The organism is Cellulomonas sp. JZ18 (assembly GCF_009720485.1).
Classification (GTDB): Bacteria; Actinomycetota; Actinomycetes; order Actinomycetales; family Cellulomonadaceae; genus Cellulomonas.
On sequence record NZ_CP045245.1, the window covers coordinates 2019871 to 2046358 of the forward strand.

20 protein-coding genes and 1 pseudogene are annotated in these 26488 nt (G+C 74.0%); 1 reads left to right on the forward strand and 20 read right to left on the reverse strand.

From position 1 onward, the window contains the following. Position 1 precedes the first annotated feature (1 nt). The 15 genes from GC089_RS09170 to GC089_RS09235 form a co-directional block, all read right to left on the reverse strand. Positions 2–1783 (reverse strand): hypothetical protein, encoded by a 1782-nt coding sequence (locus GC089_RS09170; RefSeq protein ID WP_155377434.1) that lies wholly within the window; start codon positions 1781–1783, stop codon positions 2–4. Continuing rightward, on the reverse strand, positions 1780–2475 hold the full coding sequence (locus tag GC089_RS09175; RefSeq protein WP_196250876.1) for a type II secretion system protein J: 696 nt from the start codon (positions 2473–2475) through the stop codon (positions 1780–1782). The genes GC089_RS09170 and GC089_RS09175 overlap by 4 nt, the downstream gene beginning before the upstream one ends. Continuing rightward, positions 2472–3851, reverse strand: a complete 1380-nt coding sequence (locus GC089_RS18430) for a type II secretion system protein (RefSeq protein WP_196250671.1) — start codon at positions 3849–3851, stop codon at positions 2472–2474. Before GC089_RS18430 ends, GC089_RS09175 begins: the two co-directional genes overlap by 4 nt. A gap of 146 nt (positions 3852–3997) precedes the next feature. Further along, positions 3998–4435, reverse strand: a complete 438-nt coding sequence (locus tag GC089_RS20040; RefSeq protein ID WP_155377436.1) for a prepilin-type N-terminal cleavage/methylation domain-containing protein — start codon at positions 4433–4435, stop codon at positions 3998–4000. Positions 4436–4579: 144 nt separating this feature from the next. After that, positions 4580–5806 carry a type II secretion system F family protein gene (locus GC089_RS09185; RefSeq protein WP_155377437.1) on the reverse strand — a complete coding sequence of 409 codons (1227 nt, stop codon included), beginning with the start codon at positions 5804–5806 and terminating at the stop codon, positions 4580–4582. After that, on the reverse strand, positions 5806–7296 hold the full coding sequence (locus GC089_RS09190) for a type IV pilus twitching motility protein PilT (RefSeq protein WP_155377438.1): 1491 nt from the start codon (positions 7294–7296) through the stop codon (positions 5806–5808). The genes GC089_RS09185 and GC089_RS09190 overlap by 1 nt, the downstream gene beginning before the upstream one ends. 116 nt (positions 7297–7412) lie before the next feature. Next, positions 7413–9086, reverse strand: coding sequence for a GspE/PulE family protein (locus GC089_RS09195; protein ID WP_155377439.1), 1674 nt, complete (start codon positions 9084–9086; stop codon positions 7413–7415). Between the two features lie 239 nt (positions 9087–9325). Continuing rightward, positions 9326–10174 (reverse strand): shikimate dehydrogenase, encoded by an 849-nt coding sequence (locus GC089_RS09200; protein WP_155377440.1) that lies wholly within the window; start codon positions 10172–10174, stop codon positions 9326–9328. Next, entirely contained in the window at positions 10171–11397 is a 1227-nt protein-coding gene (gene mltG / locus GC089_RS09205) for an endolytic transglycosylase MltG (RefSeq protein ID WP_155377441.1), read from the reverse strand. Before mltG ends, GC089_RS09200 begins: the two co-directional genes overlap by 4 nt. Positions 11398–11403: 6 nt before the next feature. Next, positions 11404–11940: a Holliday junction resolvase RuvX gene (gene ruvX, locus GC089_RS09210; RefSeq protein ID WP_230684705.1), complete on the reverse strand. Its 537-nt coding sequence runs from the start codon at positions 11938–11940 to the stop codon at positions 11404–11406. 37 nt (positions 11941–11977) lie between these two features. After that, positions 11978–14671 carry an alanine--tRNA ligase gene (gene alaS / locus GC089_RS09215; protein ID WP_155377443.1) on the reverse strand — a complete coding sequence of 898 codons (2694 nt, stop codon included), beginning with the start codon at positions 14669–14671 and terminating at the stop codon, positions 11978–11980. A 79-nt stretch (positions 14672–14750) separates the two neighbouring features. Continuing rightward, a complete protein-coding gene (locus GC089_RS09220) occupies positions 14751–15137 on the reverse strand; it encodes a hypothetical protein (RefSeq protein WP_155377444.1) in 387 nt (128 codons plus the stop codon). After that, positions 15134–15490 carry a DUF948 domain-containing protein gene (locus GC089_RS09225; RefSeq protein ID WP_155377445.1) on the reverse strand — a complete coding sequence of 119 codons (357 nt, stop codon included), beginning with the start codon at positions 15488–15490 and terminating at the stop codon, positions 15134–15136. Before GC089_RS09225 ends, GC089_RS09220 begins: the two co-directional genes overlap by 4 nt. Before the next feature lie 171 nt (positions 15491–15661). Continuing rightward, entirely contained in the window at positions 15662–16288 is a 627-nt protein-coding gene (gene rpsD, locus GC089_RS09230) for a 30S ribosomal protein S4 (protein WP_155377446.1), read from the reverse strand. Between the two features lie 262 nt (positions 16289–16550). Then, a complete protein-coding gene (locus GC089_RS09235; protein ID WP_155377447.1) occupies positions 16551–17927 on the reverse strand; it encodes a replication-associated recombination protein A in 1377 nt (458 codons plus the stop codon). A gap of 103 nt (positions 17928–18030) precedes the next feature. On the opposite strand from GC089_RS09235, the gene GC089_RS09240 reads away from it, so the two are divergent. Beyond that, on the forward strand, positions 18031–20274 hold the full coding sequence (locus GC089_RS09240) for an MMPL family transporter (RefSeq protein ID WP_155377448.1): 2244 nt from the start codon (positions 18031–18033) through the stop codon (positions 20272–20274). 103 nt (positions 20275–20377) lie between these two features. On the opposite strand, the gene GC089_RS09245 is transcribed toward GC089_RS09240, so the two are convergent. From GC089_RS09245 to hisS, 5 genes and pseudogenes are all read right to left on the reverse strand, one after another. After that, positions 20378–21172, reverse strand: coding sequence for a GNAT family N-acetyltransferase (locus tag GC089_RS09245; RefSeq protein ID WP_155377449.1), 795 nt, complete (start codon positions 21170–21172; stop codon positions 20378–20380). Further along, positions 21169–22961: pseudogene (aspS, locus tag GC089_RS09250) on the reverse strand (aspartate--tRNA ligase). Before aspS ends, GC089_RS09245 begins: the two are co-directional and overlap by 4 nt. An 87-nt stretch (positions 22962–23048) precedes the next feature. Continuing rightward, a complete protein-coding gene (locus GC089_RS09255) occupies positions 23049–24167 on the reverse strand; it encodes an Rv2578c family radical SAM protein (RefSeq protein ID WP_155377450.1) in 1119 nt (372 codons plus the stop codon). Between the two features lie 114 nt (positions 24168–24281). Next, a complete protein-coding gene (locus tag GC089_RS09260) occupies positions 24282–24911 on the reverse strand; it encodes a hypothetical protein (protein ID WP_155377451.1) in 630 nt (209 codons plus the stop codon). Between the two features lie 143 nt (positions 24912–25054). Beyond that, a complete protein-coding gene (hisS, locus tag GC089_RS09265; protein ID WP_155377452.1) occupies positions 25055–26440 on the reverse strand; it encodes a histidine--tRNA ligase in 1386 nt (461 codons plus the stop codon). Positions 26441–26488 lie beyond the last annotated feature (48 nt).

Consider the following 26488-nt stretch of genomic DNA (forward strand, 5'->3'; position numbering starts at 1 on the left):
CCTAGCTCCGCGCCGTCCCGTCAGCGGCGAACGCCGGCTCCACCTCGACCCACACGTTGACACCGTAGGTGGTGGTGACGGGCGACAGGAACTTCGGCGGCGCCGTCTGCCGGAAGCGCCAGTCGTAGTTGTAGTCCTTCGCGTAGCCGGTCGACATCGCACCGCCGGAGCTCGTCCCGACGGGGCCGCGGAACTTCTGCGCGATGGCGCCCCAGACGGAGAGCGTGCCGCGGTTGTCGCCCTTGTCCTTGTCGTAGTTCTGCACCATGAAGGTGTGCGCGACCGACAGGATCGCCGCGTCGATGCGGCGGTTGTCGCCCAGCAGCGTCTGCTCGGAGGAGTTCACCGGGTTCCACACCCAGACCGCGTTGTTGCCGACGAGGCCCAGCATGTCGCCGCCCTCGCCCCGGTCGGTGTACGCGATGTCACCCGTGACGTAGACGTAGTTCTCGGCCGCGACGGTCGCCTTGCCCTTCAGCGTGCCCTGGACGAAGACGTCCCCGGCCCTGCACGAGTACGCGCTGGAGAACGGCGGGACCTCCGTCTCCGACGACTTGCTGCCCTTGTAGGGGAACCCGATCGAGTTGCTGTTCGTGGCGCAGGACGACCCACCCCAGGCGGGGTACGGCGGCCGGTTGCCCGACGTCGCGTTCACGTCGCCGCTGACGCTCGGCACGTTCTGCACGTACACCACGAGGTTCGCCGGTACCGGGATCCTCTCGCCGACGTAGTCGGAGCCGCTCCGCCGGGCCAGACCGGCGTCGCCGGGCGTCCCGCACTTGGCCTCCGCGACGCCCGCCTTCCCGGCCCCGTCCGGGTTGGTGTGCTTCGTCCACGGCGAGACGACCGTCATCGTGCCGTCCGGGTGGAACGTGATCTTGGTCGGCCCCGTGTACAGGCACCCCGGGTTCGGGACCTCCTGCGGCAGGTCCGGGCGCGTCTCCTTGCGCAGCTGCGAGTTCGTCGCCGGCATCCCGATCTTGCCGATCTGCTCCGGGTCGTCGGACTCCTTGAAGACCGGCAGGTCCGTCCCGGACTGGCGCACGTAGTTCTTCCCGGACGGCGCCTTGTAGCTCGTCGTGACCTTGCCGTCGAACTTCGCGGCCCCGTTGGTCTGGATCGCGTCGTTCGTGTGCAGCGGGCCGTTGATCGCGTCCTTGCCGCCGAAGTAGATCGGGTCGCAGCCGGGGCGCGAGCTCGGGTAGTAGATGGCGCAGTTCGTGGTGCTGCCCGGGTTCCTCGCCTGCGGGTCGGACACCTCGAAGTCGGTGAAGTAGAGGAAGTCGATGAAGCCGAGCTGCTTGAGGTCCGCGACGATGGTCCGGGTCGTCTGGCCCACGCGTCCGGTCGAGCGCAGCCGCAGGATGCCGTCGGAGTAGAAGGACGAGCTGTCGACCTCGTACCGGAACTGCGCCTGGCCGTTGCTGCCCGGCACGGTCGCCCAGGTGCCGGTCGGACCGAGGCCGAACGCGGGGTTCGCGCTGGCGGCGGGCGGCAGCTTCACGGTGCTCGTCGCGCTGAACGGCGCGGCCGGGTTGCCGTAGGAGAAGTACGTCAGGTCGGCCGCGAGGCGGCTCTCGTACTCCTCGACGCCGGCGTACGCGGCGGCGAGCGCGGCGTTCCACGTCTGGTCGCGCTGCGACTGCCGGGCGGCGCCGGTCGCGTACGCGATCGCGGCGACGACGAGGCCCGAGACGAGCACGGTGATGCCCAGCACGAGGATGAGCGCGGCCCCCCGCTCGCGCTCGTCGGCCGGGGTGCGCAGGAGGCGGGACAGGCTCATGGGGTCGCCCTCACTCGGTCCAGGGCGCGGTTCGGGACACCGACCGCGTTCCGCATCGTCACTGCCTTGGCCCGCCCGGTCGGGTCGGTCTGCACCGTCAGCGTCACGCGGACGGCGGCGATCAGACGCTTCTGCGCGTCGGAGAACCCGCCCGCCGGGATGGCCATCGGCTCGTTGTCCTTGTCGAGGTACTCGAAGACGGCCGGCGCGGTCACGGGCAGCGACCGCGCGATGGGCCGGACCGTCGTCGGCGCCCCCGTCGCGGGGAACGACCACGGCGACGCCGTCGACGTCGTCACCCACCGCGTCTCCATGAGCCGCCGCTGCGGGTCGATCCAGAACCGCACCTTCACGGGCTTCGGGGCGGCGGCCGCGGTGTCGATGTACGCGTACAGCGTCAGCTCGTTCGGCCTCGCGTCGATGAACGCCGGCACGTTGTCGGGCTCGCCGGCCGGACGGATCTCCGTGGCGGCGCGCACGACGCGCGTGACCTCCTTCATGCCCGCCGAGGCGATGGTGGTCGAGTCCGTCGCCTCCCGCTCGCGCGCGAAGGTGCGCGAGAAGCCGGCGACCATGCCGACGACCATGAGGGACAGGATCGACATCAGCAGCATGGTCACGAGCAGCTCGGGCAGCGTGACGCCCCGGTCGTCGTGGTGGCCACGGAGCCGGGTCGCGATGAGCCGGGTCACGGGGTCACCGGCTGACGGGGGTCCACGGTGACGACGACGCCGCCCGACTCGACCGCCGTCACCGTACCCGGGACGTTGGGCGTGGGGACCGTCACGCGGCTCAGGGGCAACGGCGTCTTCGCGTTGGCGGCGGCGTTCCCGTAGTACAGCCGCCACGTCCCGTAGGGCAGCGCGACCGCGACCCGGGACGCGGGCGACGAGGGGATCGCCTGCCCGTAGCCGAGGTCCACCTTCGTCGTGCACCCGGGCAGCCCGCTCCCGGCCGGTGGGTCGACCGGCACGGCGCGCAGGAACCGGTCACCGCCGGCGCCGCTGATCTCGACGACACCCATCGGCACGTCCAGGGTGGCGGTGCCGCCCGGCGCGGCGGCGACGCTCTCCGGCAGCGCTCCCCGCAGCGTCTGGCCCCCCACGACGCTCTCGGGCCACGCCGTCGGGTCCGCGGCCTCGCACTGCCCCGCGTACGCCTGGTAGCCGGCGGTGAAGGGGTGCAGCCGGTAGCTGCGCTGCCAGCTGTCCCCGCCGCTCGACGCGGTCGGCGTCGCGCGTCCGTACGTGCTGAGGAAGGTCACCTTGAGGGAGCCCCCGGTGGGCATCGCGACCGCGCCCGGCGCGTGCGGCGCCAGGCGGGCCGTGTACGTCGCCTCGCGGTCGAGCTGGAAGCCGAGCGACGCGGTCGCGTTCGCCGTGACGACGGCCTCCTGCGACGGGGCCGCCACCTGGTCCTGGCTGACGTGGCCCGACCGCGACACCGTCACGGTGTACTTGCCGGGGTTGACGCGGAGCACGTAGGTGCAGCCTTGCGCGTCGGTCGTGTCGATGACGCTGCCGACGCTCGGGCTCGCGCTCACCGTGACGCCCTCGTTCCCCGTCCCGTCGGCGCGCAGCACCGAGACCAGGATCGTGCCCTTGCTCGGGTCGTTGATGTGGTTCTCGGGGTTCAGCACGGTGTCGCTGCGCACGGGCTCCGCGCCGGCCTTCATGCCGTTCCAGGTCACGGTGACGTTGACCCGCTTGTAGCGCAGGGCCGAGCCGACGCCGGCGGAGCCGCAGGTGAAGTCGGTGTCCGGGTCGGACACCCACTGCGTGCGACGCTGCACGCGGAAGGTGTCCGAGCCGACCGTCACGTCACGCGTCTCGTCCAGCAGGCCGAAGATGTCCGGCGTGTCGCGCGCGAGGTCGATCTCCTCGGCGGCGAGGTTGGCCGCGATGGCGCGCACGCGCGAGTCGCGCGAGAGGTGCAGCACGCCGAGCATCGAGTACGCGAGCCCGGTGCTGACGACCGCGAACAGGAGCATCGCGACGAGCACCTCGGCCAGGCCGATGCCCTCGTCACCGGCGCGGACGCGCTGCAGGCGGTGCCACCAGGTGCGCACAGCTGACCTCCGTGGGCTCGTCGACGGGCGGTGCTCGAGTGGTCGTACGGGTGGTGCCGTGCCGGCCGTGGCCGGCGGGGTGGACCGCAGGGGTGTGGGGCGCCGCACGTGCGACGCCCCACACCCCTGTGCGGGTCAGGCCGAGATCACGGGGTGCCGCCACCCGACGTGGACTCCTTGATGACGCCGTCCGTGCTGTTGTACGTCCACGTCTTCGACGTCAGGTCGGAGTGCTGCGCCGACAGCGTGAACGACGTGGCGGACGCACCCGTCACGGTGACCGAGACGCGGTCCGTGGCGTTGTAGCCGTTCTCCTTGAGCGACTTGCCCGTGGTGCCGGCCGTGTGGGTCAGGCCCACGTACGAGCCGTTGTTGCTGACCGCGTAGGTCTCGGCGGCGAGCGCCGCGTTCTTCAGGTCGGACTCGACCTGCGCCTCCCAGCCCCGCGTGCGCTGGTTGAGGAACGCCGGGATGGCGATCGCGGCGAGGATGCCGATGATGATGATGACGACGAGGAGCTCGATGAGGGTGAAGCCCTTCTCACCCTCGCGCTTGTCCATCGCCGTGCGGACGCGAGCGATCATGCTGGTGCCCTGCTTTCGGTGTCGGGATTCAGGTCCGGCAGCAGCCGGTTTCGGTCGTGCGTCCTGGTCATCGGGGCGCGGGGGCCGGGGCTTGAGCCGCCGTCCGCCAATCACCCGGACGGCCGACCTACCGGCCCGCAGGGGTCACTCGACCAGCTCGAAGATCGAGAAGATCGGCATGTAGAGGGCGACGATCATGCCGCCGATGATGACGCCGAGGAACGCGATCATGAGCGGCTCGATGAGGCTCGTGAGCTGCTCGGTGGTCGCGGTGACCTCCTCGTCGTAGAACACCGAGACCTTGTGCAGCATCTGCTCGAGCGAGCCGGAGTCCTCACCCGTGGAGATCATCTGGACGACCATCGGGGGGAACACGCTGTGCTTGGCCAGGGGCACCGAGAGCGGCTGACCTTGGCGGACGCTCTGCTGGATGTCCCGCACGGCGACCTCGATCACCCAGTTGCCGCTCGTCTCCCCCACGATGTCGAGCGCCTGGAGGATGGGGACGCCGGCGCCGAGCATGGTGCCGAAGTTGCGTGTGAAGCGCGCGATCGCGACCTTCTTGAACAACGGCCCGAACACCGGGACCCGCAGCATCGCGGGCTGCACCCTGGACCGGATGGCGTCGTCGTTCTTGTGCTTGCGCCACCAGATCGCGAAGGCGACGGCCGCGACCGCGAGCACGGGTGCGAGCCACTTCATGATCCCCGACAGGAACACCAGGAACTGCGTCGGTGCGGGCAAGGCACCACCGAGGTCGGTGAACATCTGCTCGAAGATCGGGACGATGAACAGCAGCATGCCGATGACGGCGAGCACCGCCATCGCGAACACCATCACGGGATAGGTCATCGCGGACTTGATCTGCGCCCGCAGCTTGACCTCGGACTCGTAGTTCTCCGCGACCGACACCAGCGCGTCCTCGAGGAACCCGCCGACCTCCCCCGCCCGGATCATGTTGATCATGAGCGGCGGGAAGATCTCCCGGTGCTTGGTGAGCGCCTCGGACAGCGCCCCGCCCGTCTCGACGTCGGACCGCACGGTCGCGAGCGCCTTCGCGAGCGGCTTGCTCTCGGTCTGCTCGGCGAGGATCGTCAGCGCGCGCAGCAGCGACAGGCCCGCGCTGATCATCGTCGCGAGCTGGCGCGCCATGACGGCGAGGTCCTTGAGCTTCACCCGGTCCCCGAGGCCGGGGATGGAGATCTCGGTGTTCAGGCCGCTGGTGGACACCTCGGTGATCGCGATGGGCGCCATGCCCATCGAGCGCAGGCGGTTGGCGACCGCCTCCTCGTTCTGCGCGTCGATCCGTCCCTTGACGACCTTGCCGGTGCGGTCCGACAGCTCGTACTCGTACGTGCGCATGACGGCCATCAGTACCCCCCGAGGGACGCGATGGTGGCGGGGCCCCCGCCCTGGATGCCGCCGAACCCGCCGGCCTGGATGGACGAGGCGCCCTGCCGCACGCGCGCGGTGCGCCCGACGAGGCGGTTGAAGTCCTCGGTGTGGTGGGCCTTGTCCAGGCCGACCTCGTACGTGATCTTGCCGCGCTTGACCAGCTCGGCCAGGTGCTGGTCCATCGTGTGCATGCCGTCGTCCGCGCCGGCCTGCATCGCCGAGTAGATCTGGTGCGTCTTGCCCTCGCGGATGAGGTTGCGGATCGCGGGCGTCGCGAGCATCACCTCGGTCGCGACGACGCGCCCCGTGCCCGTCGCGCGCTTGCACAGCGTCTGGCAGACGACGCCCTGGATGGCCGCCGCGAGCTGGGTGCGGATCTGCGCCTGCTGGCCCGACGGGAAGACGTCGATGATGCGGTCGATCGTCTGGGCGGCGTCCTGGGTGTGCAGGGTGGCGAACACGAGGTGGCCGGTCTCCGCCGCCGTGAGCGCGACGCCGATCGTCTCGAGGTCGCGCATCTCGCCGACGAGGATGATGTCCGGGTCCTGGCGCAGCACGTGCTTGAGCGCGTTGGCGAACGAGTGGGTGTCGGCGCCCACCTCGCGCTGGTTGACGATGCACTTCTTGTGCCGGTGGAGGAACTCGATGGGGTCCTCGACCGTCATGATGTGGTCCTCGCGCGTGCGGTTCGCGAGGTCGATGATCGACGCGAGCGTCGTCGACTTGCCGGAGCCCGTCGGGCCCGTCACGAGCACGAGCCCGCGCGGCAGGCCCGCGAACGAGCCGACCGACGCCGGGACGCCGAGCTCCTCGAGCGGCTTGATCTCGTAGGGGATGACGCGGAACGCCGCGCCGATCGACTCGCGCTGCTGGTACAGGTTCACGCGGAACCGCGCGACGTTGCGGACGGAGTACGAGAAGTCGAGCTCGAGCGCCGTCTCGAACTGCTCGCGCTGCTTCTGCGTCAGCATCGCGTACACGCTGCGGCGCAGCGGGTCGGGCAGCATCGTGCCGAACTGCTCCAGCGGCCGCAGCGCGCCCGACACGCGGACCATCGGCGAGGAGCCGGCCGTCAGGTGGACGTCGGACGCGCCGAGGCGGTGCATCTCGATGAGCACCTCGTCGATCGAGACGTCGCCCTCGTGGCGCGCGGTGCCCATGCCGGCGCGCGCCGACGCGGTGGCACCGGGGCGCGCGGCCGGCCGCGGCTCCGCAGGGCGGGCCGGCTCGGCCTGGTGCGTCCCCGCAGGCGTCGGCGCGTACGGCGCGCCGGGACCGAACGGCGGCGCGGGCGTGGCGGCCGGCGGCGGCGCCGCGGTGGGTGGGAAGGGCCGGCTCTGGGACGGCACGGGCTGGTACGTCCCGGGCGGCACGGGGCGCGCCTCCCCCGCAGCCGGTCCCGCCGGCTGGTAGGGCGGCAGGGGCCGCGTCGGTTCGCCCGACGCCGGCCGGTAGGTCTCAGTCACGTCGTCTGCCTCCAGGCTCTCCAGCACGGTGTGCCGTCGCCGCAGCGGTGCACGGCACGTTCGTCATCGGCCGCGCGCGGTCCCGACTTGAGACCCGCCGCCGTCCGCGGCGCCCGTCAGGCGACGACCCGCAGGATCTCCTCGAGCGACGTGTCGCCCGCGGCGACCTTGAACCAGCCGTCGTCGCGCAGGGTCCGCATGCCCTGCCTGACCGCAGTCGCCCCGATCTCCGCGGACGACGCGTGCGCGACGGCGTGCCGCTCGATCTCCTCGGTGACCCGCATGACCTCGTGCAGCGCGAGGCGGCCCTTGTACCCGGTCCGCGAGCACGCCACGCAGCCGGCGGGGCGGAACAGCTCGGGGATCGGCTCGCCCGGCACCCACGGGAACCGCGCGGCCTCGAGCTCGCCGGGCGTGGGCGTGTAGGGCTCCTTGCACTTCGGGCACAGCCGCCGCGCGAGGCGCTGGGCGACGACGCAGTCGAGCGCCGACCCGACGAGGAACGGCTCGATCCCCATCTCGGTGAGCCGGGTGACGGCGGACGGCGCGTCGTTGGTGTGCAGCGTCGAGAGCACGAGGTGACCCGTGAGCGCCGCCTCGACGGCGATCTGCGCGGTCTCGTGGTCGCGGATCTCACCGAGCAGCACGACGTCGGGGTCGGAGCGCAGGATCGAGCGCAGCGCGGCGGCGAACGTCAGACCCGCCTTCGGGTTGACCTGCACCTGGTTGATCCCGGGCAGCCGGTACTCGACGGGGTCCTCGACGGTGATGACGTTGATGTCCGGCTTCGACACCGCGTTGAGCGTCGCGTACAGCGTCGTCGACTTGCCGGACCCCGTCGGGCCGGTCACCAGGATCATCCCGTAGGGCTTGGTGTACGACTCGCGGTACGTCTCGTAGTTGTGCTCGAGGAAGGACAGGTCGCGCAGGTCCAGGCTCGCGGTCGAGTTGTCGAGGATGCGCATGACGATCTTCTCGCCCCACACCGTCGGCAGGGTCGCCACGCGCAGGTCGATCTTGCGCCCGTTGTGGTTGACCGACATGCGCCCGTCCTGCGGCTTGCGCTTCTCGGCGATGTCGATGTCGCTCATGATCTTCACGCGGCTGATGACGCCGCCCTGGATGTTCTTGGGCGAGCGCTGCATCTCGTGCAGGACGCCGTCGATGCGGTAACGCACCCGCAGGTCGTGCTCGCTCGGCTCGATGTGGATGTCCGACGCGCGGTCCGTGATCGCCTGCGTCACGAGCAGGTTCACGTAGCGGACGATCGGCGCGTCGTCGTCGATGCTGTCGCCGATGCGGGACAGGTCGACCTCGGGCTCGGGCGCCTCCTCGACGAACGCCGAGGACAGGTCCTCCATCTCGTCGTCCGCGCGGCAGAACCGGTCGATCGCGCGCAGCACGTTGTCGTACGTGGCCACGACGGGCACGACGGGGACGCGCGCGACCGTCCGCACGTCGTCCACGGCGACGACGTTCGCCGGGTCCGCGGTCGCGAGCACGAGCGCGCCGTTGCGGATCGCGACCGGCAGCACCGAGTACCGCCGGCACACCGACGCCGGGACCATCGCGACCGCGGTCCGGTCCACCGGGTACTCGTCGAGGTCGACGAACTCCATGCCGACCTGCGCGGCGAGCGCGCGCACGAGCTGGGCCTCGCTGAGGATCCCCAGCTCGACGAGCGTGCGTCCGAGCGACGTCCCCATGGACGCCTGCTCGTCGATCGCGGCGAGGAGCTGCGCCTCCGACACGAGCCCCTCGTCGAGCAGGATCTCCCCGAGCTGCTTCACGCGCGTCCCTCCACCCTCGTCGGGTGCGCCGGTGCTGCACCCGAACGGGGACATCGGCAGGCGACGACGCGGGCCTGAGCAGCCCCGGGAGGGTCGGCGGACGACCACCCGTACGGCGGGTGGTCGTCATCACCCGACCGTGGCGGTGGCCCGGGTCGGTGTGACGGCGGACCGGTGCCCTGCCCGCCCGGCGGCGGCCGTCAGCCGGCGGGGTCGGCCGACGGTGCCGGCGCGCGGCGTCAGCGCACGACGGGTGCGAGCGCCGCCTGCAGCGCGGCGTCCATCGCCGCGACCGGGGCCGGGCGACCCGTCATGAGGCGCACCTGCTCGACGGCCTGGTGGAGCAGCATCCGCTCACCGCCGACCGTGCGCCCGCCGCGGGCCTCCCACGCCTGTGCGAGTGCCGTCGGGCGGGGGTCGTAGACGACGTCGAGGAGGACGCCGCGCGCCGCGTCGGGCAGGGCGGGCGCCAGCGCGTCGGGCGCGCGCGCCGGCAGCGTCGACACGACCACGTCCGCCGTCGCGAGCTCCGGGGCGGACGCGTCGAGCGGTCGCAGGACCGGCTCGACCCCCATCCGGTGGGCCGCCCGCAGCAGCGAGCCCGCGCGCGCGGCCGAGCGCACGTGCACGGACGGCGTGGCGCACCCGAGCTGGGCGAGCGCGGCGAGCGTCGACGCCGCCGTGGCGCCCGCGCCGAGCACCGCGGCCGACCGCACGCCCCCGGTCACGCCCGCCTCCCCCAGCGCGGCGACGATGCCGTGCACATCGGTGTTGGCCCCGGTCAGCGTGCGGCGCGCACCCGCACCCTGCGGCAGCACCGTGTTGACCGCGCCCACCACCTGCGCGAGCGGCTCGACGTGGTCGAGCAGCGGCAGCACCGCGTGCTTGAGCGGCATGGTCAGGCTCAGTCCGGCCCACGTGGGGTCGAGCGCCTCGAGGAACCCGGGCAGGGCCTCCTCGGTGACGTCGTGCACCTCGTAGCGCCAGTCGTCGAGCCCGAGCGCGCCGTACGCGGCACCGTGCAGGACCGGGGACAGCGAGTGGGCGACCGGGTGGCCGAGGACGGCGCAGCGACGCGGCCGGCTCACCCCTCGTTCTCCGCCTGCCACTGGCGCAGCAGGGCCTCGTTCTCGAGGTGCTCCTCGTGCGTCTCGGCGAACCGGGTCTCACCGGTGTCGAGGTTGACCGCGACCCAGAAGATCCACGGTCCCGGCTCGGGGTTGAGCACCGCGTCGATCGACTTGCCACCCGGGGACGCGATCGGCGTGGGCGGGAGGCCCGTGTGCATGTAGGTGTTGTAGGGGTTGGACGCGTCGCGCGTCATCTCCCGCGTCAGCTGGGTCCCGGAGATGTTGAGGCCGTAGGCCACTGCCGCGTCGATCTGCAGGATCATGCCGCGGTCGAGGCGGTTCTGGATCGCGCGCGCCATCTTCGGCCGGTCCTCGTCGTGCCGGGCCTCGCGCTCCACGAGGGAGGCCTTGTTCAGCACGGTCTCCCACTGGTCCTGCGGCACGCCGCGGCTCGTGAGCTCCTGCACCGTGCGCTCGACCATCTGCCGCAGCACGGACGCCGCGTCGGCACCCGGCTCCACCTGGTACGTCGACGGGAACAGCCAGCCCTCGACCTTGCCGCCGGCCTCGGCGGGCAGCCCGATCGCGGCCGGGTCCGCTGCGGCGGCGGCCACCTGGTCCACCGGCAGGAGCGTCACCTCGCTGACCCGGTCGAAGATCTGCGCCGCCGTGTAGCCCTCGGGGATCGTGACCTTCATCGAGACCTTGCTCGTCGGGTCGAGCAGCGCGAGGACCGCGTCCGACGCCTTCATCTCGAGCAGGAGCTGGTACGTGCCCGGCTGGATCGACGCGGCGTCGGGGTTCGCCTCGTACGCGTCGAGGAACGCGCCGGCGGTCGCCACGACGCCCGCCTCCACGAGGGTCGTCGCCATCGCGGCGCCGGTGTCACCGGGGTTGATGACGACGGGCGGCGCCCCCGGACGTCCCGGACCCGGGAAGTCCTCGACCTGCGCCTCCTGCGACTGCCCCCGTCCGCCGAACAGGTCGGCCCCGCCGAGCACGGAGAACACGACGTAGGCGGCACCGGCGACCATGACGAGCGCCACGACCAGCACGGCGACCGAACGGCGCCGGCGCTGCTTGCGCATGCGCTCCGCGTGCCGCCGCCCCGCGGACCGTGACCGGCGTGCGGTCCCGCCCTGCGGGGGCGTCGGGGCGTGCCCGACCCGCTCGGCACCGAACAGGTCGGCCGCGCTCTCGTCGGACGTCACCGAGGCCCACCACTCCGTCTGGTTGCTCACCTGCCGTCACTCCACCGTCGTCGTGCCGTCGCCCGCAGGCCCCTCCACGCCTCGGCGCGGAGCGCGTCGGTCGACGTCGACCCGTTCCCCGGGGCGCCGCCCCGTCGCCCTCTCGGCGTCGAGCGCGTGCTGCAGGATGACCACCGCGGCCGCCTGGTCGACGACCTGTCGGTGGCGGCGTCCGGATCGGCCGGACGCCTGGAGCGCCTGATGTGCGGTCACCGTGCTCATCCGCTCATCGACCAGCCGCACCCTCACGGGGGCGACCGAGCGCGCCAGTGCGACAGCGTACGCGCGCGCGAGCGCTGCCGACGACCCCTCGCCGCCCGAGAGATGCCGAGGCAGGCCGACGTAGACCACCTGCGCGTCGCGCTCACGCACGTGCTCGGCGATCGTCACGACGTCCGCAGACCCCGGACGCGCGCGTCCCTCGGCCCGCCGCAGCGTCGCCACAGGCGTCGCCAGCATGCCGTCGGGGTCGCTCGCCGCGACCCCGACCCGCACGGTGCCGACGTCGACGGCGAGCCGGACGCCGCGGGTCACGGCATCCGGCCCGTCCGCCGGGTCGAGGTCCGGCACGTCAGCCGCGCACCGCCGCGAGGACCGCGTCGAGCGCGGCGGGCAGCGCCGCCGCGTCCGAGCCGCCGCCCTGGGCGACGTCGTCCTTCCCGCCGCCACCGCCGCCCAGCACGCCCGAGGCCGTGCGCACGAGCGCCCCGGCCCGCAGGCCGGCCTCGCGCGCGGCGGCGTTCGTCGCGATGACCACGACCGGCCGGCCCTTGCTCGTCCCACCGACCGCGACGACGGACGGGGACGCCTCCCCCAGCCGGCCCCGCACGTCGAGCGCGAGCGTGCGCAGGTCGTCCGCGGAGGCCACGTCCCCGGCGTCGTGCGTGACCACGAGCGTGGTGCCGACCTGCTGGGGCGCCGCCGCGAGCGTGCCGGCCGCCGCGAGGAGCTGACCCTGCCGCAGCGACGCGAGCGCCTTCTCCGACTCCTTCAGCCGCGTCAGCAGCGACGACACGCGGTCGGACAGCTCGTCCGGACGCGCGCCGAGCAGGCCCGACAGCTGGCTCACCAGCGCCCGCTCCTTCGCCTGGTAGCCGTACGCCTGGTCGCCCACGAGCGCGTCGACGCGGCGCACACCGGACCCGATGGACGACTCCCCGAGCAGCGTGACGAGCCCCAGCTCGCCCGAGCGGCGCACGTGCGTGCCGGCGCACAGCTCGCGCGACCAGTCGCCGCCGATCGAGACCACGCGGACCTCGTTGCCGTACTTCTCACCGAAGAGCGCCATCGCACCGAGCGCGCGCGCCTCGTCGATCGCCATGACCCGGTCGGTCACCTCGAGGTCGTCCTGCAGCCGCTCGTTGACCCGGCCCTCGATCTGCGCCAGCGACGACGACGGCACACCCGCACCGGAGCGGAAGTCGAAGCGCAGCCGGCTGGGCGCGTTCTCCGACCCCGCCTGGGTCGCGGTGTCGCCGAGCTCCTCGCGCAGCGCCTTGTGCACCATGTGCGTCGCGGTGTGGGCGCGCGCGATGGCACGCCGACGCGTCGTGTCGATCGTGGCGGTGCCCGCGTCGCCGAGCGTCAGCGTGCCGTCGACCAGCCGGCCGTGGTGCACCGACAGCCCCTTGATGGGCGCCTGCACGTCGTCCACCTCGACCAGCGCGCCGCCGTCGAGCGCGATCGTCCCGGTGTCGGCGAGCTGGCCGCCCGCCTCGGCGTAGAACGGCGTGACGTCGAGCACCACCTGCACGTGCGCGGGCGCGGTCGCCGACGGCGCCGGGACGCCGTCGACGAGCAGGCCGACGACCTTCGCGCGCGCCGACGTGTCGGTGTACCCGACGAAGCGCACGGGCGCGCCGCTCTCCTCCGACAGCGTCGCGTGCAGCTGCTGGTACGCCGACGTGTCCGCGTGGCCCGTCTTCTTGGCGAGCGCGTCCGCGCGGGCGCGCTCGCGCTGCGCCTGCATGAGCGAGCGGAACGCCGTCTCGTCGACCGTGACGCCGTGCTCCGAGGCCATCTCGAGCGTGAGGTCGATCGGGAAGCCGTAGGTGTCGTGCAGCGCGAACGCCTGCTCGCCCGACAGCACCGCGGGCGAGGTGCCGGCCGCGGCGCGCGCCCGGCCGACCGCGCCCTCGAAGATCGTCGTGCCGGCCGTCAGGGTCCGCAGGAACGCGTCCTCCTCGCCGTACGCGACCTGGGAGATGCGGTCGAAGTCCCGGATCACCTCGGGGTACGAGGCCCCCATGAGGTCGCGGCTGATGGGCAGGAGCTCGGGCAGCGACGCCTCCTCGACGCCCAGCAGGCGCATCGAGCGGACCGTGCGCCGCACGAGCCGGCGCAGCACGTAGCCGCGACCCTCGTTGGACGGCGTGACGCCGTCGCCGATGAGCATGAGCGCCGAGCGCACGTGGTCGCCCACGACGCGCAGACGCACGTCGTCCTCGCCGCCGGCGCCGTAGCGGCGGCCGGTCAGCTCCGCCGCGCGCTGGATCACCGGGAAGACCTCGTCGGTCTCGTACATGTTGTTGACGCCCTGCAGGAGGTACGCGATGCGCTCCAGGCCGGCGCCGGTGTCGATCGCCTTGCGCTCGAGCTCACCCAGCAGGGGGTAGTCCTTGCCGCGGCCCTCGCCGCGCACGAACTGGTCGAACACGAGGTTCCAGATCTCGACGTACCGGTCGCCGCCGGGGTCCACCGTGCCGCCCACGGCGTCGGGCCCGAACTCGGGACCGCGGTCGTAGTGCCACTCGGCGCAGGGGCCCGCGGGGCCGGGCTGGCCCGTGTCCCAGAAGATCTCCTCGCGCGTGAGCCGCACGATGTGGTCCGGGTTCACCCCGACGCGCACGAGCGCGTCCGCGGACTCGGCGTCCTCGTTCCAGATCGTCACCCAGAAGCGGTCGCCGTCCATGCCGAGGCCGCCCTCGGCCTGCGAGCCCGTGAGGAAGCCCCACGCGAGCTCGATGGCGCCCTCCTTGAAGTAGTCGCCGAACGAGAAGTTCCCGAGCATCTGGAAGAACGTGCCGTGGCGCGTCGTGCGGCCCACGTTCTCGATGTCGTTGGTGCGGATGCACTTCTGCGCGTTGGCGACGCGCGGCCAGGGAGCGTCCTGCGTGCCCAGGATGTACGGGATGAACGGCACCATGCCGGCGATCGTGAAGAGGATCGACGGGTCCGGGGAGATGAGCGGCACGGACGGCACGATGGCGTGGTCCTTGCTCGCGAAGTAGTCGAGCCAGCGCTGGCGGATCTCGGCGGTGCGCATGTCGTCCTCGGTCGGGTTCTGCCGGCGCGGACGCGTCGGCTCGAGCGGTGGTGCGGGGCGGAGGGGTCCGGCCTGCGGGTCAGAAGAAGGGGGCCCGGTCGTCGTCGTCGGGGTCCTGCGTCGGCGCGCCGTCCCAGCCGCGCGCGCGCAGGCCCCCCGCGAGGTCGTCCCGGTCAGGGGTGCCGCCGAAGGCCGCGCGCAGCTCGTCCTTGCGGCGCGGGGCGGACGCGCGCAGCTCGTCGACGTCCACGTCGCCCACCAGCGCCTCGAGGAGCTCGGCCTCGCGGGCGGCGACGCCGGCGCGGAAGTCGTTGCGGGCGGCGTGCAGCGCGCGCGACACGCGGCTGACGCCCTCGACCGTCTCCACGGTGCCTGCCGGCGCCCACGTCTCGACGACGCGGCGGCCGTTGCGCACCGCGGCGACCGTCAGCGCGACGCCGACACCGACCCAGAACAGGCGCTTCACCGCGGACCCCGGCGCAGCCCGGCGAACGCACGCCGCACCCCGTAGGAGAACGCGGCGACCTTCACGAGCGGGCCGCCGAGCGTCGCGGTCACGAGCGAGGTGAGCGCCGAGACGTTCTCGCTCACCTGCGCCGCCGCGGTCGTCACGGTGTCGACCTTGTCCAGCTGGGTCGACGACGACGCGACGAGCTGGGCCGTCTCGTCGAGCACCGGCACGCTGTGCTCGGTGAGCGAGCGCACCGACGCGCGCGCCTCGTCGAGCACCCGTCCGAGCTTCACCAGCGGCACGGCGAGCACGCCCACCAGCAGCACGAAGGCGATGGCGGCGATCAGCCCGGCGACGTCCCCGATCATGCGGCGCTTCCCCTCTCGGTACGTGTGGGCGGCGGCCGACGGCCGCGCCCCGGTCACCCTACCCGCGCGCCGAGCGGCGGCCACGTGCACGAACGCCCCGCGGCGCGGCGCGCTGCGGGGCGTTCGTGCAGGACCGGGACGGGTGCGTCGCCGGTCGGGCGGTGCGGTGCGTCAGCGGGCGTAGTACTCGACGACCAGCTGGACCTCGCACGTGACCGGGACCTCGGCGCGCTTGGGGCGGCGCACGAGGACGGCCGTGAGCTTCTCGAGCTGCACGTCGAGGTAGCCCGGGACGGCCGGCAGGACGTCGCGGTGCGCGCCGGCGGCGGCGACCTGGAACGGCGTCGTCGTCTGGCTCTTGGGCTTGATCTGGAGGGTCTGGCCCTCCTTCACGCGGAAGGACGGACGGTCGACGATCTTGCCGTCGACGAGCACGTGCCGGTGCGTGACGACCTGGCGCGCCTGCAGGATCGTGCGGGCGAAGCCGGCACGCAGGACGAGCGCGTCGAGACGGGTCTCGAGGTCCTCGACGAGGGCCTCACCGGTCAGGCCCGGGGCCTTGCGGGCGTTCTCGTACGCCTTGGCCAGCTGCTTCTCGCGCAGCGCGTACTGGGCGCGCAGACGCTGCTTCTCACGCAGACGGACGGCGTAGTCCGACTCGGTGCGGCGACGGGCGCGGCCGTGCTCACCGGGCGGGTAGGGGCGCTTCTCGAAGTGCTTGACGGCCTTGGGCGTCAGGGCCAGGCCGAGGGCGCGGCTCAGGCGGACCTGGCGGCGCGAACGGGTCACACTGCTCACAGCGGTACTTCCTGTCGTGTCTCGTTGACGAACACACCCGCGCACCGGAGCGAGGCTCCGGACGGAAGGGATCCGGCGGGCGTGGGGCCGACCACGGTGCGGCGCGGTTTCCGCCCGTCGAGGACGGTGCGGTCGGCGTGCGTCGCGGGCTAGGGCCCCAGGTGGCGTCCACCTCGGGTGGACGACCGCGTCACTCTACCGGGTCGTGCCGCCCGCACCCAAACGCGCGCCGGTGGGCCGCGTCACGCACGGTCACGCACGGTCACGCACGTCCGAGGATGTCGCGGATCCGCGCGAGCCGCTCCTGCACCGACCGCTCGAACCCGCGGTCGCTCGGCTCGTAGTACCGCGTGCCGGCGAGCTCGTCCGGCAGGTACTGCTGGGGTGCGACGGCGTGCGGCTCGTCGTGCGCGTACCGGTACCCGGCGCCGTGCCCGAGCGCCGCGGCACCGGCGTAGTGCGCGTCGCGCAGGTGCGGCGGCACGGACCCGAGCCGCCCGGCCCGCACGTCCTCGAGCGCCCGGTTGATGCCGACGTAGGCGGCGTTCGACTTCGGCGCCGTCGCGACGTGCACGACGGCCTCCGCGAGGATGATCCGCGCCTCCGGCATGCCGATGAGCGCGACCGCCTGCGCCGCCGCGACCGCGGTCTGCAGCGCGCTCGGGTCCGCCATGCCCACCTCCTCGGCGGCGGCGATGACGATCCGCCGGGCGATGAAGCGCGGGTCCTCCCCCGCCGCGACCATGCGCGCGAGGTAGTGCAGCGCGGCGTCCACGTCCGACCCGCGCATCGACTTGATGAACGCGCTGATGACGTCGTAGTGCTGGTCACCGTCGCGGTCGTAGCGCACCGCCGCCACGTCGATCGCCCGCTCGACCGTCGCGAGGTCGACACCGACCGGGTCCTGCGCGGTGGCCCCGGGGGCGTCGGCGAGGGCCGCGCCGGCGGCCGCCTCGAGGATGGTCAGCGCCTTGCGCGCGTCCCCGCCGGCGAGCCGCAGCAGGTGCTCGAGCGCGTCGTCGGCGAGCGAGACCGTGCCGCCGAGACCGCGCTCGTCCTCGACCGCCCGCAGCACCAGCGCGCGCACGTCGTCCGTGGTGAGCGGCTGCAGCGTCAGCAGCAGCGACCGGGACAGCAGCGGCGAGTTCACGGAGAACGACGGGTTCTCCGTGGTGGCCGCGACGAGCGTGACCCAGCGGTTCTCGACGCTCGGCAGGAGCGCGTCCTGCTGCGCCTTGGTGAACCGGTGCACCTCGTCGACGAACAGGACCGTCTCCGCGCCGTCGGTCGCGAGCCGGCGCCGTGCGTCGTCGACGACCGCGCGCACGTCCTTGACCCCGGCCGTCACGGCCGACAGCTCCACGAAGCGGCGGCCCGACGTCGCCGCCACCAGGTACGCGAGCGTCGTCTTGCCGGTGCCGGGGGGTCCCCACAGCACGACCGACGACGGGGCCGCACGCCGTGCCGCGTCGTCCGCCGGCTCCACGAGGCGCCGCAGCGGCGACCCGGGGACCAGGAGGTGGGCCTGCCCCGCGACCTCCGCGAGCGAGCGCGGCCGCATCCGGACGGCGAGCGGCGCACCCGCCCCCGGTGCGGGCACACCCTGCGCGGTGGAGGTGACCGCGTCGAACAGGTCCATGCCCCGAGCCTACGGTCGCCCACCGACGCCACCGTGCGGCGCCGCCGCCCGGTGCCGCGGGTCCCGCGCCGCGACGTGCGGGGGCTGCGCGCGACCTGCCACGATGGCCCGCGTGTTCCCTCGCCTGGGCCGGCTCGTCGCCCACCACCCCCGCCTGACCGTCGTCGTGTGGCTCGTGCTCACGGTCGCCGGCTACGGCCTGGCCGTCCTGGGGGTGCAGGGCGAGACGCTCTTCGACCGCGTGGCCACGGGCGCCCCGGGGGTCGCGGGCGCGGAGAGCACGCAGGGCCAGGAGCTGCTGGCCGGGGCGAGGACCACGGGGCCGTCGGTGACGCTCGTGCTCGACGGCGTGGACCCGGCGACGCCCGAGCTGGGCGCCGCGCTCGACCCCGCGCGGGGCGCGCTCGCGGCGGTGGACGGGGTGGCCGCCGTCATCGACCCCCTCGCGCTGCCGCAGGGCCCCGCCAACCCGGCCGCGGCGCCCCTGCTCGCGGAGGACGGCGACGGCTTCCTCGTCGTCGTCGAGCTCGAGCCCGACCTCGGCGCGGCCGCGCAGGACGAGGCGCTGGCCGCGGTCGAGGAGCGCCTGCGGGAGGTCCCGGGCGAGCTGCGCACGCTCGCTCCCGACGTCAGCGGCGTCGTCGGGGCGGAGCACCTCGTGGTCGAGGAGATCACGGACCAGGTCGAGGAGGACCTGCGCACCGGTGAGCTGGTCGCGCTGCCTATCGCGCTCGTCGTCATGGTGCTCGTCTTCGGCGGGTTCCTCGCCGCCGCCATGCCGATGGCCGGCGCGCTCGCGTCGATCGCCGGCGGCCTCGGCAGCCTGCTCGCCCTGACCTACCTCATGGACGTCGAGGCGTCGGTCGTCAACGTCGTCACCGTGCTCGGTCTCGGCCTGTCCATCGACTACGGGCTCCTCGTGGTGTCACGGTTCCGCGAGGAGCTGCACCGGCGCGTGGACGACGACGGCGGTGCCGGCAGCCGGCGCAGGCGCGGGGACGGCGCCGTCGTCGCGGCCGTGGAGGCCACGATGGCCACCGCCGGGCGGACGGTCGCGTTCTCCGCCGTCACGGTCGCCATCGCCATCGCCGGTCTGCTCGCCTTCCGGCCCGAGATCCTGCGGGCCATCGCCGCCGCCGGTCTGCTGGTCGTGCTGGTGGCCGCCGCCACGGCGCTCACGCTCGTGCCCGCCCTGCTGACCCTCGCGGGGCGACGCCTGGCGCGCGAGGGCGTCCTCGCGCGCATCCCCGGCGTGCGGCGCGTCCTCGCGCGCGCGTCCGACGTGCGGCACGACGAGGGCGCGTTCTCGGCCCTCGCGGCGCGCGTGCAGCGACGGCCCTGGTGGGTGATGCTCGGCGCCTGCGCCGTGCTCGTCGTCCTCGCGCTGCCCGTCCTGCGCATGGACCTGCGCATCAGCGGCATCGAGCTCCTGCCGTCGGGCACCACGCAGCGCGAGTACGTCGCGGCGCTCGAGGAGGACTACGCCGGCGCGTCGGCCCCCGCCGTCACCGTCGTCGCGGCCGCGTCCCTCGAGGAGGCCGGCGCGTGGGCGCAGGAGCTCGCGTCGCTGGACGGCGTCGCCTCCGTCGACCCGCCGACGCCCAGCGGCTCGTACGTCGTCCTCGGGGTACGACCGGACTCGGACGACCCCGGCGGCGACGTCGCCGTCGACGTCGTGCGCGAGGTGCGTGCCCTCGACGCGCCCTTCGAGCGCTGGGTCGTGGGGCAGGCGGCGAGCCAGATCGACTTCACCGACGCCCTCGCCGAGCGCGCGCCGCTCGCCCTCACGGTCGTCGCCGTCGCGACCCTCCTGCTGCTGTTCCTCATGACGGGCTCCGTCGTGATCCCCTTGAAGGCGCTGCTGACCAACACGCTGTCGATCCTCGCCTCCCTCGGGGTGCTGGTCTGGGCGTTCCAGGACGGGCACCTCGAGGGCCTGCTGGGGTTCACGTCCACCGGCGGCATCGAGACGTACGTGCTCGCGCTCGTGGTGGCGTTCGCGTTCGGGCTGGCGATGGACTACGAGGTGTTCCTCCTCGCACGGGTCAAGGAGCTGCACGACTCCGGGCACCGCACGGACGAGGCGGTGCGCCTGGGGCTGCAGCGCTCGGGCCGGATCATCACGTCGGCGGCGGCGATCATCGTCGTCGTCTTCGCGGGCTTCGTCGCCGGCGAGCTCGTGGTCATCAAGCAGGTGGGCTTCGCCCTCGCGGTGGCCGTGGTCATCGACGCCACGATCGTGCGCCTGCTGCTCGTCCCGGCGACGATGACGATCCTCGACCGCGCCAACTGGTGGGCGCCGCGGCCGCTGCGACGCCTGCACGAGCGGTTCGCGATCCTGCACTGACCGGCCTGGGCGCCCCGCGCCTGCCACCGCCGCCCTGCCGGCCGGGCCGCAGGGCGGCCGCACCGCCTCCGTGCCGGCCGCGGGCCCGCCGCGACGTGCCCGCTCAGCGCCGCCAGGACCCGCCGTACCCCGGCGCGGCGTACGACGCGTTCTCCTCGTCCACGGCCATGCCGAGCCGCAGGTACAGCCGACGTGCCACCGCGTTGTCGGCGTAGAGCCCCAGCGAGACCCAGGCCAGGCCCGCGCCGAGCCCGGCGCGCAGCGCGGCGGCCGTGAGAGCGGCGCCGAGGCCCCGGCCGCGGGCTGCCGGCCGCACGCCCAGGCCGTGCAGGTGCCACGACCGCCGACCGTCGGCCGCACCGAGGCGGTCGGCCGCCCCGATCACCCCGACGAGCCGTCCCTGCTCGCGCACGCCCCACCAGCCGGCGTCGTCCGCGCCGCCCGGGCGGGCGCGCGTCCCGGGGTTCGCCTCCGCGAGGCAGGCGGCGGCCTCGTCCGCCTCGGCGGGGCCGAGCCGGACGACAGACTCCTCCCCCGCCACCGCCGGCGGGGGCTCGTCCGTCGACATCCGGTCCCACGTCGAGTAGGGCGCGACGCCGAGCGCCTCCAGCTCGGACGCCCCGAGGACCGTGCTGCGGGGCACCGTCAGCCAGCCGAGGGCCCCGGCTCCAGCCGCACGCCGCTCGTGCGCGAGGTCGCGTACCAGGGCGGCGACGGCGTCCGGGTCGCCGGCCCCGAGAACGACGTCGCCGGCCTCCTCCGACCGCACCAGCACGACCGCGTGGTCGTCGCCGCGCACGTCGGCGGCGTGCCAGCGGTCGCGGTCGGCGAGGAGCCAACGGCGCGCCCGGAACGCGCCGGGCAGCCGCGGGAGCAGCCCCCCGGCCGTCGTCGTCACTCCGCGCGCGCGGCCTGCCCCGCCGCGCCGGGGTCCTGCTTGGGCTTCGCGTCGACGCCCGTCTCGCGGCGCTGCTCGGGCGAGATCGGCGCGGGCGCGCCGGTCAGCGGGTCGTAGCCCCCGCCCGACTTCGGGAACGCGATGACCTCGCGGATCGACTCCGAGCGCGTCAGCAGCGCGACGATGCGGTCCCAGCCGAAGGCGACGCCACCGTGCGGCGGGGCGCCGAACTGGAACGCGTCCAGCAGGAAGCCGAACTTCTCCTGCGCCTCCTCGGGCCCGATGCCCATGACGGCGAAGACGCGCTCCTGCACGTCCCGGCGGTGGATACGGATGGACCCGCCGCCGATCTCGTTGCCGTTGCAGACGATGTCGTAGGCGTACGCGAGCGCCGCGCCCGGGTCCTCCTCGAAGCGGTCGACCCACTCGGGGTCGGCGAGGTGAAGGCGTGGTGCACCGCCGTCCAGGCGCCACCGCCGACCGCCACGTCGTCGTCCTCGCCGGTGGGCTTGAACAGCGGGGCGTCGACGACCCACACGAACGACCACGCGTCCTCGTCGACCAGACCGCCGCGACGCCCGATCTCCAGGCGTGCGGCACCGAGCAGCGCGCGCGCCTCCGACGCCGTGCCGGCGGCGAAGAAGACCGCGTCACCGGGCTTCGCGCCGACCGCGGCCGCGAGACCCGCGCGCTCGGTCTCGGAGATGTTCTTGGCGACCGGGCCGCCGAGCTCGCCGTCCTCGCCGACCGTGACGTAGGCCAGCCCCTTCGCCCCGCGCTGCTTCGCCCACTCCTGCCACGCGTCGAACCCGCGACGCGGCGTGGAGGCCCCGCCGGGCTGCACGACGGCACCGACGTAGGGCGCCTGGAAGACGCGGAACGGCGTGTCGGCGAAGTACGAGGTGAGGTCCGTCAGCTCGAGCCCGAAGCGCAGGTCGGGCTTGTCGGTGCCGTACTTCTCCATCGCGTCCGCGTACGTCATGCGCGGGATCGGCGTCGGCACGGTGTAGCCGATCAGGTCCCACAGGGCGACGAGGATCTTCTCGCCGAGGGCGATCACGTCGTCCTGGTCGACGAAGCTCGCCTCGACGTCGAGCTGCGTGAACTCCGGCTGCCGGTCGGCGCGGAAGTCCTCGTCCCGGTAGCAGCGGGCGATCTGGTAGTACTTCTCCAGCCCGCCGACCATGAGCAGCTGCTTGAACAGCTGCGGCGACTGCGGGAGGGCGTACCAGCTGCCCGGCGCCAGACGGGCCGGCACGACGAAGTCGCGGGCACCCTCCGGGGTCGAGCGCGTCAGCGTCGGGGTCTCCACCTCGACGAAGCCGTCGGCGTCGAGCACCCGCCGCGCCGCGGCGTTCGCCTTCGCCCGCAGGCGGATCGCGTGCGCGGGCGCGGGCCGGCGCAGGTCGAGGTAGCGGTGGCGCAGCCGCGCCTCCTCCCCGACGGGCTCGTCGAGCGACGTCGACACCGGGAACGGCAGCGGCGCGGACTCGTTGAGGACGACGACCTCGTGCGCGACGACCTCGATCTCGCCCGTGGCGAGGTTCGGGTTCTCGTTGCCCTCGGGGCGGCGGCCGACCTCGCCCGTCACCTGGAGCACGAACTCGGCGCGCAGGTTGTGCGCGACCGCCTCGTCACGGACGACGACCTGGGCGATCCCCGAGGCGTCGCGCAGGTCGACGAAGGCCACCCCACCGTGGTCGCGGCGGCGGTCCACCCACCCGGTGAGGGTGACGGTGGTGCCGATGTGCTCGGCTCGCAGGGAGCCGGCGGTGTGGGTGCGGAGCACAGCGTGGTCCTTCGCGCTCGGGGTGACGGGGACGCGTCCGGCGGACGCCCGCACGATCCTAGTGCGCCCCACCTGCGCGGGCCGACGTCAGAACAGCGTCGGCGAGGCGATCGCGGGTGGCGGCGGGGCGGACGTCGACGCCCGTGCGCGTCCGGCGCCCGCTGCGACGGCCTCGTCCGCCGTCTCGCCGACGGCAGGGCCGCCCGACGGCGACGTCGCGGCGGCCCGCCACGCCCGGTGCTCCCGCGGGTCGGCGAACCCGTGCCGCGCCAGCAGGGGCGCGACCCGTGCGTCCAGCCACCGCCGGTACTCCTCCGGCGTGTAGGCGCCGCGCCCGTACAGGCGCCGGTAGCGCGCGAGCAGCCCGGGGCGGTGGGTGCGCAGCCAGTCCTCCATGAGCGGCTTCACCGCCCCGCGCAGGTGCAGCGCCATGACGCTCACACCCGTCGCACCGGCGTCGGCCAGCGCCGCGAGCAGCGCGTCGAGGTGCTCCTCGGAGTCCGTCAGCCACGGCAGCACCGGCGCCACGAGCACGCCGCACGTCAGGCCTGCCTCCCGCACGGCGCGGACGAGCTCGAGCCGTGCCCGCGGCGTCGGCGTGCCCGGCTCCAGGACGCGCTGCAGCTCGTCGTCGACGGTGGCGAGCGAGATGCTCACGGCGACCGACCCGCCGCTCGTGGCGACGTCGGACAGCAGCGGCAGGTCGCGACGCAGCAGCGTGCCCTTCGTCAGCACCGACAGCGGCGTGCCCGACGCCGCGAGCGCCTCGAGGATCCCCGGCATGAGGCGGTACCGGCCCTCGGCCCGCTGGTAGGGGTCGGTGTTGGTCCCGAGCGCGACGTGCTCGCGCCGCCAGGAGCGCCTGCCCAGCTCGGCCCGCAGGACCTCGACGACGTTCGTCTTCACCACGATCTGGGACTCGAAGTCCCGGCCGGCGCCCAGGTCGAGGTACTCGTGCGTGGGACGGGCGAAGCAGTAGGCGCACGCGTGCAGGCACCCGCGCATGGGGTTCACGGTCCAGCGGAACGGCACGCTCGACGCGTCCGGCACCCTGTTCAGGGCGCTGCGGCACAGCACCTCGTGGAACGTGACGCCCGCGAACTCCGGCGTGCGCACGCTGCGCACCAGCCCCGGGAGCGTGCGCAGGTCCATGCCCGGCAGCACGCCGTCGGAGGCCGCCTCGACCTTCTGCCCGTCCCATCGCACGGCACCAGTCGAACACGTGTTCGAACGGGTGTCAACGCCGGCTCCCCGGTCGTCGTCGCACGGGTCGCGCACGTGGCGCGCACCGGCGCCGGTGTCGCCCGGCGGTACCGTCCGTCAGCCCAGGACGACGTGCACGGCCGTGACGGCGGGCCGCGCCGGGACCGACGAGAAGCCGAAGCGGACCGCGGGCACGACCGGTCGCAGGGCACCGAGCGTCCGGTCGCCCCAGCGGGCGTCGATCGCGACGACGGCGTGCTGGTCGTGGGCGGCGTACCGCTCGGGCGTGCCGTCCCGGCCGGCGCCGCGGGTGCGCACGCCCGGCAGCACGGCGCCCGCGACGGCCGCGACGAGGCCCGCCGTCACGGCCGACCGGGTGAGCGGGCGGGGCACGGCGGTGAGCAGGTGGCCGACCGCCGTGCGGTCCCCCAGCACGAGGCGCGCGTCGAGCGGCCCCGCCTCGACGGTCCAGGTGCGTGCGGCGCGGTCCGCCGCGACCCGCACGTCCACGACGTGCACGGCGTCGAACGCGTACAGGCGCGTGACCAGGTCGGCGACGTCGGCACGGGGCGCGAGCAGCACGCGCGTGCCGTCCGCGCGCTCGACCATGACGTCCGCGAACGCGCCGAGCGGTGAGCGCAGCCAGCGCCCGACGACGAGGCGGGTGCCCTCCTGCGTGCCCGCGCCGGCGATGTGCCCGTCGAGCGTGACCCGGTCCCGGGCGGACGGCGCGGCCGCGTGCGTCATGGGCGTCACGCTAGGGGTGTGCGGCCGCGGCTGCGCGCGGGCGGCGCGCGGGACGTCCGCGCCCCCCGCCCGCGGGCGCGGGCGCTGCGACGGTCCGGCGCGTGCCCGCCGGGCGCACCCGGCGCGGCCGTTCCCGGCGCGGGTCAGCCCGCCGGTGTCGCCTCGACGCGCGGCCACAGGTCCTCGGCCGGGGGCGACCACGTCGCCGCGTCGGCGGGCACCTGCTCCCCGGACCGGATGTCCTTGACCTCGTCCTCGCCGGGCGTGCCGTCGGCGCCGTCGTCGCCGACGAACCACACGTAGGGGATGCCGCGCCGGTCCGCGTGCCGGATCTGCTTGCCGAACTTCGCGGCGCTGGGCGCCACCTCGGCGGGCACGCCGCGCGCCCGCAGCGCCGCCGCGACCGCGTCCGAGCGCCCGCGGCGCTCCTCGGACGTCACGGCGACGAGCACGGCCGTGGGCACCGACCGGGTGGCGCGCACGAGACCGGCGCCGAGCAGGCGCGAGACGAGACGCGACACGCCGATGGACAGGCCGACGCCGGGGTAGGTCGTCGCCCCGTCGGACGCGAGCGTGTCGTAGCGCCCGCCGGAGCAGATGGAGCCCAGGTCCTCGTGCCCGACGAGCACCGTCTCGTACACGGAGCCCGTGTAGTAGTCGAGACCGCGCGCGATGCGCAGGTCCGCGACGACGACGCCGGGAGCGCGCTGCGCGGCGGCGGCGACGAGCGCACCCAGCTCCGCGAGCCCCTCCTCGAGCAGGTCGGTCCCGGCGCCGTGCTCGGCGGCGAGGGCGCGCACACGGTCGACGACGCCGGCGTCGTCGCCGCGCACCTCGGCCAGGCGCAGGCACGCCCGCGCCTGCTCGGGCGTGGCGCCGGCCTCGGCGACGAGCAGGTCGGCGACCGCGTCCGGGCCGATCTTGTCCAGCTTGTCGATCGAGCGCAGGACCGCCTCGACGTCGTCCAGCCCGAGACCCCGGTAGAACCCCTCCGCGACCTTCCGGTTGTTCACGAGGATGCGCACGGGCGGCACGCCGATCCCCCGCAGGGCACCGAGGGCGTCCGCCATGACGAGCGGCAGCTCGACCTCGTAGTGGTACGGCAGGGCGCCCGCCCCGACGACGTCGATGTCCGCCTGCACGAACTCCCGGAAGCGCCCGTCCTGGGGGCGCTCGCCGCGCCACACCTTCTGGATCTGGTAGCGCCGGAAGGGGAACGCGAGGTGGCCGGCGTTCTCCAGGACGTAGCGCGCGAACGGCACCGTGAGGTCGAAGTGCAGGCCGAGCCGGCGGCCGGGGTCCTGCTCGTCCGCGTCCGCGTCCTCCTGCAGACGCCGCAGCACGTAGACCTCCTTGGAGGTCTCGCCCTTGCGCAGCAGCTGGTCGAGCGGCTCGACCGCGCGCGTCTCGATCCCCGCGAACCCGTGCAGCTCGAACGTGCGCCGCAGGGTGTCGAGCACGTGCTGCTCGACGAGCCGCCCCTCGGGCAGCCACTCGGGGAATCCGGACAGGGGTGTGGGTCGCGCCATGCGCCCGATGATCCCAGACGTACGACGCCCGTCGGCGCGTCCCGGCGA

Excerpts from the sequence above, each read along its gene's own strand:
- GC089_RS09235 (WP_155377447.1), bottom strand. The coding sequence starts at position 17,927 with ATGGACCTGTTCGACGCGGTCACCTCCACCGCGCAGGGTGTGCCCGCA.
- GC089_RS09240 (WP_155377448.1), top strand. The coding sequence starts at position 18,031 with ATGGCCCGCGTGTTCCCTCGCCTGGGCCGGCTCGTCGCCCACCACCCC.
- GC089_RS20040 (WP_155377436.1), bottom strand. The coding sequence starts at position 4,435 with ATGATCGCTCGCGTCCGCACGGCGATGGACAAGCGCGAGGGTGAGAAG.
- GC089_RS09185 (WP_155377437.1), bottom strand. The coding sequence starts at position 5,806 with ATGGCCGTCATGCGCACGTACGAGTACGAGCTGTCGGACCGCACCGGC.
- GC089_RS09170 (WP_155377434.1), bottom strand. The coding sequence starts at position 1,783 with ATGAGCCTGTCCCGCCTCCTGCGCACCCCGGCCGACGAGCGCGAGCGG.
- GC089_RS09260 (WP_155377451.1), bottom strand. The coding sequence starts at position 24,911 with ATGACGCACGCGGCCGCGCCGTCCGCCCGGGACCGGGTCACGCTCGAC.
- alaS (WP_155377443.1), bottom strand. The coding sequence starts at position 14,671 with ATGCGCACCGCCGAGATCCGCCAGCGCTGGCTCGACTACTTCGCGAGC.
- GC089_RS09225 (WP_155377445.1), bottom strand. The coding sequence starts at position 15,490 with ATGATCGGGGACGTCGCCGGGCTGATCGCCGCCATCGCCTTCGTGCTG.
- hisS (WP_155377452.1), bottom strand. The coding sequence starts at position 26,440 with ATGGCGCGACCCACACCCCTGTCCGGATTCCCCGAGTGGCTGCCCGAG.